This window comes from Rhizobium sp. P2_G2 (assembly GCF_056403555.1).
Map to the genome: position 1 here is coordinate 1 of NZ_JBFUFF010000164.1, position 9,077 is coordinate 9,077.

General features: G+C 59.5%; 10 protein-coding genes and 1 pseudogene. 5 read left to right on the plus strand and 6 right to left on the minus strand.

Annotated elements, in window-relative coordinates; translation table 11 throughout:
• The first annotated feature begins 35 nt into the window (after positions 1-35).
• Entirely contained in the window at positions 36-218 is a 183-nt protein-coding gene (locus AC1D06_RS40205) for a helix-turn-helix domain-containing protein (RefSeq protein WP_477991079.1), read from the plus strand.
• On the opposite strand, the pseudogene AC1D06_RS40210 reads toward AC1D06_RS40205, so the two are convergent.
• From AC1D06_RS40210 to AC1D06_RS40235, 6 genes and pseudogenes are all read right to left on the minus strand, one after another.
• A pseudogene (locus tag AC1D06_RS40210) lies at positions 216-479 on the minus strand (hydroxypyruvate isomerase); the annotation flags it as partial. The gene AC1D06_RS40205 and the pseudogene AC1D06_RS40210 overlap by 3 nt on opposite strands.
• A gap of 5 nt (positions 480-484) precedes the next feature.
• Positions 485-796 (minus strand): MocE family 2Fe-2S type ferredoxin, encoded by a 312-nt coding sequence (locus AC1D06_RS40215; RefSeq protein ID WP_477876407.1) that lies wholly within the window; start codon positions 794-796, stop codon positions 485-487.
• Positions 797-946: 150 nt separating this feature from the next.
• Positions 947-1,768 carry an ATP-binding cassette domain-containing protein gene (locus AC1D06_RS40220; protein ID WP_477876406.1) on the minus strand — a complete coding sequence of 274 codons (822 nt, stop codon included), beginning with the start codon at positions 1,766-1,768 and terminating at the stop codon, positions 947-949.
• A complete protein-coding gene (locus AC1D06_RS40225; protein ID WP_477991080.1) occupies positions 1,765-2,733 on the minus strand; it encodes an ABC transporter permease in 969 nt (322 codons plus the stop codon). Before AC1D06_RS40225 ends, AC1D06_RS40220 begins: the two co-directional genes overlap by 4 nt.
• 230 nt (positions 2,734-2,963) lie before the next feature.
• On the minus strand, positions 2,964-3,944 hold the full coding sequence (locus AC1D06_RS40230) for a sugar ABC transporter substrate-binding protein (protein ID WP_477991075.1): 981 nt from the start codon (positions 3,942-3,944) through the stop codon (positions 2,964-2,966).
• A gap of 161 nt (positions 3,945-4,105) precedes the next feature.
• A complete protein-coding gene (locus AC1D06_RS40235) occupies positions 4,106-5,125 on the minus strand; it encodes a sterol desaturase family protein (RefSeq protein WP_477991076.1) in 1,020 nt (339 codons plus the stop codon).
• Positions 5,126-5,427: 302 nt separating this feature from the next.
• On the opposite strand from AC1D06_RS40235, the gene AC1D06_RS40240 reads away from it, so the two are divergent.
• From AC1D06_RS40240 to AC1D06_RS40255, 4 genes are all read left to right on the plus strand, one after another.
• Complete coding sequence (locus tag AC1D06_RS40240) at positions 5,428-6,456, plus strand: LacI family DNA-binding transcriptional regulator (RefSeq protein ID WP_477876403.1); 1,029 nt, start codon at positions 5,428-5,430, stop codon at positions 6,454-6,456.
• Between the two features lie 137 nt (positions 6,457-6,593).
• Positions 6,594-7,829: an NAD(P)/FAD-dependent oxidoreductase gene (locus tag AC1D06_RS40245; RefSeq protein ID WP_477991081.1), complete on the plus strand. Its 1,236-nt coding sequence runs from the start codon at positions 6,594-6,596 to the stop codon at positions 7,827-7,829.
• Positions 7,830-7,926: 97 nt separating this feature from the next.
• Positions 7,927-8,811: a formyltetrahydrofolate deformylase gene (gene purU, locus AC1D06_RS40250; protein WP_477991077.1), complete on the plus strand. Its 885-nt coding sequence runs from the start codon at positions 7,927-7,929 to the stop codon at positions 8,809-8,811.
• Position 8,812: 1 nt separating this feature from the next.
• The coding region (locus tag AC1D06_RS40255) for a tetrahydrofolate dehydrogenase/cyclohydrolase catalytic domain-containing protein (RefSeq protein WP_477991078.1) at positions 8,813-9,077 on the plus strand (265 nt) is incomplete at its 3' end.

A 9,077-nucleotide genomic window follows, 5' to 3' on the forward strand; every position in this document is an offset into this window, starting at 1 on the left:
GATCGATCAATGGGCGCGCACCGGCCGAACGCGACCTGCAACGCTATCTCGGCGTCACCCCGCCATCCGTCCACCAGATGCTGCTCACGCTCGAAAGCAACGGCCTGATCCGCAGGCAGCCACGCATCGCACGCAGTGTCGAACTACTCATCCACCACAACTGCCTGCCAACATTGCAGCCAAACCAAACCGTCAAATCCTCTGTGCAGAGGTACTAGGCGCTTACCGACTTGCGCCGTTTCGCGAGCCGTCTTGATGAGTTCGTCCGCGCCGTCATTGTCCGTCAGGCGGCCGCGTAGATAACCATTCATGATGGTGAAGCTGGCGCCGGTGGCTTCCAGCTTGGCGAGGTCGTGGTCCGGCCAGTTCCAGAGGCCGACCCCGAAACCCATCTCTTTCAAGCGGCTGGCGCGCCATTCTATGGGACGATCGCGCCAGAGCATTTCGGCGCAGGCGGCAAGTGCAAATGTTGAAGTCATGATGTTCAGATCTCGATGAAGACGCGGCCGTTCTCGACCTTGACGGCATAGGTTTTCAGGTTGACACAGACGGGCATACGCACGGCTTCACCCGTGCGATAATCGAACTGGCCGTTGTGCTTTGGGCATTCGATGACGTAGTCCATCACCAGACCATCGGCGAGGTGCACCTTCTCGTGCGTACAAAGGCCATCGGTGCAGAAATACTCGTCATCGGGACTGTGGTAGACGCAGAAGGTCCGCCCCTGGTGATCGAAACGGATCAGTTCCTCCTGATCCACGTCGCCCGTTCCACAGGCTTCCACCCATTCAGGCATGATAGTCAACTCGCTTCTTTGTTGTTTTTCGGGGTTGAAGGGGTGGCCCGGATTTGGACCCCGGGCCACCAGGTGTCCGCCGCATGCTCGGGAGAAAAGCGGACGGGAGGAATTCAATTCAAGACGATGGTCTACCACTGTCCTTGACCATCATTGCGCAATGGTCGCGGGAGAGCTGCCAGACTGCTCAGCCATATGGCTTTCAATCTCGGCCTCTAGCGAGGCCATGGTTTCTCCGCCGGCCATCAGGTCGGTGATCTCTTCTCGCGAGCGCTCGCCCTTGCGGAAGTCGGCAGCGATGGCGCCGCGGATCAGAACGGCGAAATGGTCACCCACCGCCATGGCATGCATCACCTGGTGGGTGATGAAGATGACGGCGAGTCCGCGCCGCTTCGCCTCGTTGACGATTCGCAGGACATGTGTCGCCTGCTTAACGCCGAGCGCCGCCGTGGGCTCGTCGAGGATCAGGAGTTTCGCGCCGAAATGGACGGCGCGGGCGATTGCTAGTGACTGACGCTCGCCGCCCGACAATCCGCCGACCAGCCGGTCGCCATCGTCGATCCGGGTGATGCCGAGCTCACGCATCGAGCGCACCGCAACCTCGTTGGCATACCTGCGGTCGAAAACGCTGAACGGCCCCCAGCGTCGCGTGGGTTCGGCACCGACGAAGAAGGAGCGGCCGATGCTCATCAGCGGGAAGGTGCCGCCGAACTGATGGACGGTGGCGATGCCCATCGCGCTGGCGTCGCGCGGCCCTTCGAAGATGACGGGCTTGCCGTTCACTTCCATCGTTCCGGAGGTCGGCTTGTGCACGCCGGACAAGGTCTTGATCAATGTCGACTTGCCGGCACCGTTGTCGCCGAGGAGGCAGAGCACCTCCCCTGCATTCACTTCGATCGAGATATCATGCAGAACGTCGATCGGACCAAAGGACTTGTTTACGCCTGTGAGCTTGAGGAGTGGCGATGTCATGAGCGTGTCCCTTTCTTGCCACGGGGCGAATGGGTCAGGGCCATGGTGCGGAAGGTGTTATTCATCAGTACGGCTGCCAGCAGCAGCACGCCGATGATCAGCGACGCCCAGTTGGCATCGAAGCCGGTGTAGAAAATGCCCTGGTTGACGACCGAGAAGGTTAGCGTTCCGAGCACGATGCCGACGACCGAACCATAGCCGCCGGTGAGCAGCACACCGCCGACGACGACCGCGATGATGGAATTGAAGATGAAGGACTGACCGGCCGCCACCTGCGCACTGTTATAGAGCAGCGCCTGCGAAAGGCCGACAAATGCCGCACAGAGGCCGCTGCCGACGAACAGCCAGATCGTCAGGCGTTCGGTCGGAATGCCGGCATTGCGGGCGCTGACCTGATCGCCGCCCATGGCGAAAATCCAGTTGCCGAAGCGGGAGACATTGAGGATGAAGCCGACAATCACGACGGCTGCGATCCACCAGAAGATCGTCACCTGGAATTTGCCGCCGACGAACTGGCCGAGCAGCATCTTGGCAACGGGACCACCGTTGAGCGCGACACTGGTGCTGCCGGCCAGGATGACCGAGAGGCCTAGCGTCAGCCCGGCGACCGCGAAGAGTGTCGCCAGCGTCACGACGAACGACGGGACCCGGGTGCGGATAACCAGCACGCCGTTGAGGAAGCCGACCGCCATACCGAGACAGAGGGCGGCGACGATGCCGACGATGATCGGCGCCTGGTAGTAACCCGAGACGATGGCGATCATCATCGAGCTCGCCGGGATGACGGAGCCGACGGAAAGGTCGAGATGTCCGGCGATCATCAACAGCCCCACCGGCAGCGCGATAATGCCCAAACCTGCCGCGACATTGAGCCAGCTCGCCACGCCGCCAAGCGACAGGAAGTTCGCACCGCCAAACACGGAAAAGAACGCGAAGACGGCGACGAGGCCGATGAAGGAACCCATTTCGGGGCGGCGAACGAGGCTGCCGAGCGATGGCGTGGACGACGTCGTGCTTTTGGGCGCCGGCGCGCTCGCACGCTCTAGCGGTTGAGCTAGGGTTTGAGATTTCATGGATGAACCTCCCGGGGCTTGTAACTGTTGTAAGGTGGCGTCGTTGCACCCGCGAGCGACGCCGCTGCGGAGGTGTCCGGCCCGTCGGATTGCCCTTCGTGCCGGACACTCAAGTCAGAGCGTCAGCGAGCGCCCGCCTTCACACCGGCCAGCGTCGCGTCGATGTTCGAGGAGTCGACGATGCCGGGGCCGGTCAGGACCGGCTTGGTCGGCAGGTCGAGGCCGAAATTGACGTAACCGTTGAGCAGCGACACGGCGAGGTAACCTTGCAGATACGGCTGCTGGTCGATGGCGAAGAGCTGGCCACCATCCTTGATGCGCTGCAGCGCCGTCTCATCCATGTCGAAGGTGGCGAGTTTCACCTTGTCGCCGACATTGGCCTGCATGATGGCGTTGGCGGCACTGTTGCCGTCGCCGGCGCTGATCGTGATGATGCCGTCAATGGTCGGGTCCTTGAGCAGCGCTGCCTTGATGGCTTCGGCGACCGCGGTCGGGTTGCCGAAGGTGCTCGATGGCAGCGGCAGCTGGGTCGACTTGCCGCCATTCATGCCGACGCCCTCGAACACGCCGGCGCAACGGGCTTCGGTATTGGCCGCACCCGGCAGGGTGTTGACACAGAGCACGTTCTTGGAACCGGCCTGGCCGAAATACTGGCCGCCAGCGACGCCGGCGGTGTGTTCATCGCTGCCGATATAGTTCATCGCGCCGAGATTGTTGGCCGCATCGATACCGCCCGCGTTGTAGACGATCAGCGGAACCTTGGCCGCGACGACGGACTTGAAGGCTTCGTCCATCGCTTCCGGCACCCAATCGGGGCCGACAATGGCGCTGGGGTTCTGGCTCAGAGCCGTACGGATAAGGTTGGCTGCATCCGGGCCGAGATTGTCGTAATTCTGCGGGCCAAGCCAGGTAACTTTGCCGCCGGTCAGTTCAACGACCTTGGCGGCGTCATCGGCGCCCTTCTTCACCTTCGACCAGAACGGATCGTCCGCCTTGCCGCCGATGACGAAGATATTGGCTCCGCCGGCCATGGCCGCTGTGGCAGCCGTTGACAGGACAACGGCGGCAACCGCCGCAGCCAGAAGATGTTTCACTATTTTCATTTTACCCTCCTCCAAATACCGTCACCTGACGGCGTTACAAGACTGATTGGTTGCGCTGGCGGGCTTTTGGCCCGTCCCTGCATTTGGTTTGCGGGGGCAAGATCTCCTCCCATGTCCCCATTTCAACTGCCCAAGACGGTCGGCAGTCCGCTCTCGATGTCTCAGGCCTTGGCGCCTTGCTTGGCGTTCAGCCGTTCTTTCTTCTTCTGGAAGCGCGCCTGCATCTGGGCGTCGCCCTCCTTGGTGCCGTCGTGCCAGGTGCCGAACCACTTATCGAGCGGGATCAGGCCGTCGCCGCCATAGTTCACCTCGAAATATTTGTGATGCAGGTAGTGCGTATAGGCATGGCTATTGACGGCGGTTTCTTCGGTGATCTCCAGCTTTTCAAAGCCGATATGACCGTTGACTGCGCCGAAGCCCGCCATGTGCAATTGGAACAAGCCGACGATGGGGTTGGACGGAATCACCAGGTGCCAGAAGGCCACCGCGTGGTAGAGGAAGCCCTCGACAGGATGCATCGACAGCGACGACCAAGGCGACGGATTGACCGAATTGTGATGGACGGAATGGATCCACCTATAGAGCAGTGGTGTATGGATCAGGCGATGGATGATGAAGAAATGGACCTCGTGAATGGCGGGAGAGACCAATACGAGGAAAGCCAGGTAATACGGGTGCTCTTCCCACTTCACCCAGGAAACGAACCCATTAGCGAAGCACCACAGCATCAGCACTTCGACCACGGTCCACAGCGGGATCGAGACGAAGAACGATCGCAGAAAATTGTCGATATTCTGGCTCTTGAACCAGAAGACGTCGGAAGGCTGCTCGCTGGGAAACTTCGAATTGTACTTGAAGCGCGTGCCCTGCTTGCGCCTGATATAGTAGAAGAGCTCGATCGAACCGTAGAACACGAAGATTGCCGCGGCATTCACCGCATAAAGCCGGAGCGCCCAGCCGATGCTTAACGTCTTCATGGTCGCCACATCCGGCACGACGTAGAACCAGTAGAGCAGCGCCGTCGCCATGTGAAATGCGTTCCATGGCCAGATATATTCCGGAAGCCACTTCAGGAACGACAGCAATTTCGGCGGCCATGCCCAGGAGGAGGCGATCTCAATCCTGCCATTCGGAGCCCAGTCGCCCCTTTTGTTGCGAGTGCCAAACCTCAGATCATCCATCTCATTCCTCCGTCGGCAACACGTTGCCTTGTCTCACCCTCAGGTGTGCAGGCATGCACATCAGGGGAGGCACCAGACAAAGCTTCGCCAGTCGAGCTCCCGGCATCGATGAGCCCGTTGCGGTCGCCTGCCGCTTTCGTTGATATGTTCCAGCTTGGACGGACATCGTCCCGCCCTTTGGTTGCCGCCAATAAACGCCTTGACTGAAATCAAATCAAGTGATGATGATATCCTCAAGATACGATAGTATCATTCATGTCAAAATTGCCCGACAAAGATATGAAATGATATAAGGAGGAACTATGGCGCGCCCGACGATCCGTGACCTGGCCGAAGCGGCCGATGTTTCCATCGCCACGGTGAACCGCGTCCTCAGCGGTTCGGCCGGCGTCAAGCAGAAGACGATGGAGCATGTGAAGGCGGCGGCCCAAGCCATAGGTTTCTACGGCGTTGGTGCAATCGAAAGCCGGGTGGCGGCAGCGAAACCACGGTATCGGTTCGGCTTCCTGTTGCACCAGCCAACACGGACCTTCTACAAGAACCTGGCAAAGGCGCTCAGCGCTGCCGCCGAACGAGCATCAGAGGCGCATGTCGAAGCCCGAATCGAGTTCCTCGACGATCTGTCACCCCAAAACACTGCAGCACGAATGCTGACCCTTGCCAAAGATTGCGATGCGATTGGGGTAGTCTCCGCAGTCCACCCGATCGTCAGTCAAGCAATCCAGACGTTGCAGGATCGCGGTACGCCGGTCTTTGCGCTGATCTCACAACTGGCCTCGACCGGACTGGTGCATTATATCGGAATCGACGGGTGGAAAGTGGGACGGACCGCCGCTTGGGTTTTCGAGCATACCAGCAAGGAGCCCGGCAAGCTGGGCATCCTGGTCGGCAATCTGCGATACAGATGCCAGGAAATGAACGAGAGCGGTTTCCGCTCCTATTTTCGCGAGCATGCCCCGGGCTTCACGCTGCTTGAACCATTATTAACGTTTGAAAACAAGGCTGTCGCGCAGGAGATGACAGAAAAGCTCCTGCGGGAGCACCCAGATCTTCAAGGCATCTACGTCGCCGGAGGAGGAATATCGGGGACATTGGCCGCACTCAGATCATCGGGCATGGCCGGAAAAGTGAAGGTCGTGGGCTATGAACTCATGGACGTAACCCAGGAGGCATTGTTGGACGGTACGATGACCTTCGTCATCTCCCACCCCCTGGACCGCCTCGCGGGCGAAGTCATTGGAGGAATGATCCGCGCGGCCAGCGCTAAATCCGGGATGGGCAACTACACCTGCGTCCTGCCATTCGATCTTTATACCCGAGAGAACATCTGATCGAAAACTGGTATCTTCAGCATCATTTTCAGAGAATAATGATACGATTGATACTTTGTATCATAACCTCATTGGCAAGTCGCATCGCAGTTTTTATCCTTCATACGGGCAGAGGAGGAATCTGCTTGCTGGAGGTCATGGTGGATAGCGCAAAGCACATCGTCATTATCGGAGCGGGCCTATGCGGTGGTCGCGCGGCTCTAACCCTGCGCGAAAAAGGGTTCCTGGGAAGGGTTACCCTAATTGGGGACGAGCGAGAGCTACCTTACGACAGGCCGCCGCTCTCCAAGCAGGTGCTCCTCGGAGCGAAGGAACTGACGCTGATTGCAGCTCGGGAGGCATATCAGGGCGCAGGCATCGAACTCATCGAGGGCATGGCAGCGGCGCGGATTGACCGGGACAAGCAGCAGGTTATCCTCGTTGACGGCATGGCGCTTGCCTACGACCGGCTGCTGTTGGCGACCGGCGCACGCCCCCGATCATTGCCAAATACGCAACATTTGACACGACTTATCACGCTTCGGACATATGCCGATGCTTTGGCGATCCGTGAACGGCTAGGCGCCTGCCGGAGGCTGATCGTCATCGGCGGAGGCTTCATCGGTCTTGAAGTGGCTGCTTCGGCGCGGCAGCAGCGCACGTCCGTCCTTGTTGTCGAAGGGCTTCCGCGGCTGATGGCGCGCGTGGTGCCGCAAGAGATCGCATCCGTTGTCGAAGCGCGTCACCGCGCCGAAGGCGTTGAATTCGTTCTAAACGCGACCGTGTCAGAGATTGCGGAGGACGAGGCTGGCATCACCGTTACCCTCGCTGACGGTTCTCGGTGGACGGGCGATCTCGTGCTGGCCGGCGTCGGTGCCGTCCCGAATACAAGGCTCGCAGAAGAATGTGGCTTGGTTGTCAACAACGGCATTGCTGTCGACGCCTATCTAGCGACCTCCGATCCCGATATTTTTGCAGCAGGAGACTGTTGCTCCTTTCCCTCGGCGATCTACGGCAATGTCCGTCTTCGGCTCGAGTCCTGGAGAAGCGCTCAAGACCAGGGCATTCTAGTCGCAAGCAATCTGCTGGGTGGGAGCAAGCCTTTCGTCGACGTGCCGTGGTTCTGGTCCGATCAGTATGATCTTACGCTACAGATCGCCGGACTAGCGGCGTCGGCCACTGCCACCGTGCGCCGCGACCTTGGCGAAGATGCCTTCCTGCTGTTTCATCTCGATGCAGACGGGCATCTGGTGGCAGCGAGCGGCATCGGCCGAGGCAATTCCGTTGGTCGCGACATTCGGCTAGCGGAGATGCTGATAACCGCGCGTGCCCGGCCGGATCGCAGTGCCCTCGCATCATCATCGATCAAGCTGAAGTCCTTGCTCGCTGCCTAATGCGAGCGGATTGAACAGGGCTTGGACCGCTTTTGCATGCGGCTGCAGTCAAGAAATAAGATTGCGACCGCCAATTCCCTCCAAGTACGAGACACCCATGAAGAGCTATGTCCTGACAGTCACCTGCCAATCCACCCGCGGCATTGTCGCCGCGATCACCGGCTTCCTTGCCGAGAAAGGCTGCTACATCATCGACAGTTCGCAGTTCGATGACTTGGAGACCGGGCTGTTCTTCATGCGGCTGACCTTCGTGAGCCAGGAAGGCGTGGCGATCGAAGAGATTGTGACGGGATTCGAGCCGGTGAAGAAGAAGTTCGACATGGTTAGCGAATTCCACGATGGCGACCACAAGATGAAGGTGCTGCTGATGGTCTCGCGGTTCGGCCATTGCCTCAACGACCTGCTCTACCGCTGGAAGATCGGCGCATTGCCGATCGATATCGTCGGTGTGGTGTCGAACCATTTCGATTACCAGAAGGTCGTCGTCAATCACGACATCCCTTTCCACCACATTTCCGTCACCAAAGCCAACAAGCCCGAGGCGGAGGCCAGAATGATGAACGTGGTCACCTCATCCGGCGCCGAACTGATCGTGCTGGCCCGCTATATGCAGGTGCTCTCTGATGAGGTCTGCCAGAAGATGAGCGGCCGGATCATCAACATCCACCATTCCTTCCTGCCGAGCTTCAAGGGTGCCAATCCCTACAAGCAGGCCTATGAGCGTGGCGTGAAACTGATTGGCGCCACCGCGCACTACGTCACCGCCGACCTCGATGAAGGCCCGATCATTGAACAGGACGTCGCCCGGATCACACATGCACAGAGCGCCTTGGACTATGTGTCGATCGCCCGCGATGTCGAAAGCCAGGTGCTGGCGCGTGCCATCCATGCCCATATCCATCATCGAGTATTCATGAACGGCAACAAGACCATCGTCTTCCCCGCCAGCCCCGGCTCTTACGCATCCGAAAGGATGGGCTGAGATGGCCAAGATCATCAACGGCACCGAGATTGCCGCTTCCGTCATCGACCAGGTGAAAGCCACCACTGCAACGCTCCGCCAGGAGACGGGCGTCGAGACCGGGCTTGCTGTGGTTATCGTCGGCAATGATCCGGCGAGCCAGGCCTATGTCGGCGCCAAGAGCCGCATGGCCAAGGAATGCGGCTTCAAGTCCGTGCAGCATTCGCTGCCTGAGCATACGACGCAGGAAGAGCTGCTGGCGCTCGTCGCCCAGCTCAATGCCGATC

Bases quoted from the DNA above. Each gene is read 5' to 3' on its own strand.
- AC1D06_RS40215 (WP_477876407.1), bottom strand. From the start codon at position 796: ATGCCTGAATGGGTGGAAGCCTGTGGAACGGGCGACGTGGATCAGGAG.
- AC1D06_RS40220 (WP_477876406.1), bottom strand. From the start codon at position 1,768: ATGACATCGCCACTCCTCAAGCTCACAGGCGTAAACAAGTCCTTTGGT.
- AC1D06_RS40225 (WP_477991080.1), bottom strand. From the start codon at position 2,733: ATGGGTTCCTTCATCGGCCTCGTCGCCGTCTTCGCGTTCTTTTCCGTG.
- AC1D06_RS40230 (WP_477991075.1), bottom strand. From the start codon at position 3,944: ATGAAAATAGTGAAACATCTTCTGGCTGCGGCGGTTGCCGCCGTTGTC.
- AC1D06_RS40235 (WP_477991076.1), bottom strand. From the start codon at position 5,125: ATGGATGATCTGAGGTTTGGCACTCGCAACAAAAGGGGCGACTGGGCT.
- AC1D06_RS40240 (WP_477876403.1), top strand. From the start codon at position 5,428: ATGGCGCGCCCGACGATCCGTGACCTGGCCGAAGCGGCCGATGTTTCC.
- AC1D06_RS40245 (WP_477991081.1), top strand. From the start codon at position 6,594: ATGGTGGATAGCGCAAAGCACATCGTCATTATCGGAGCGGGCCTATGC.
- purU (WP_477991077.1), top strand. From the start codon at position 7,927: ATGAAGAGCTATGTCCTGACAGTCACCTGCCAATCCACCCGCGGCATT.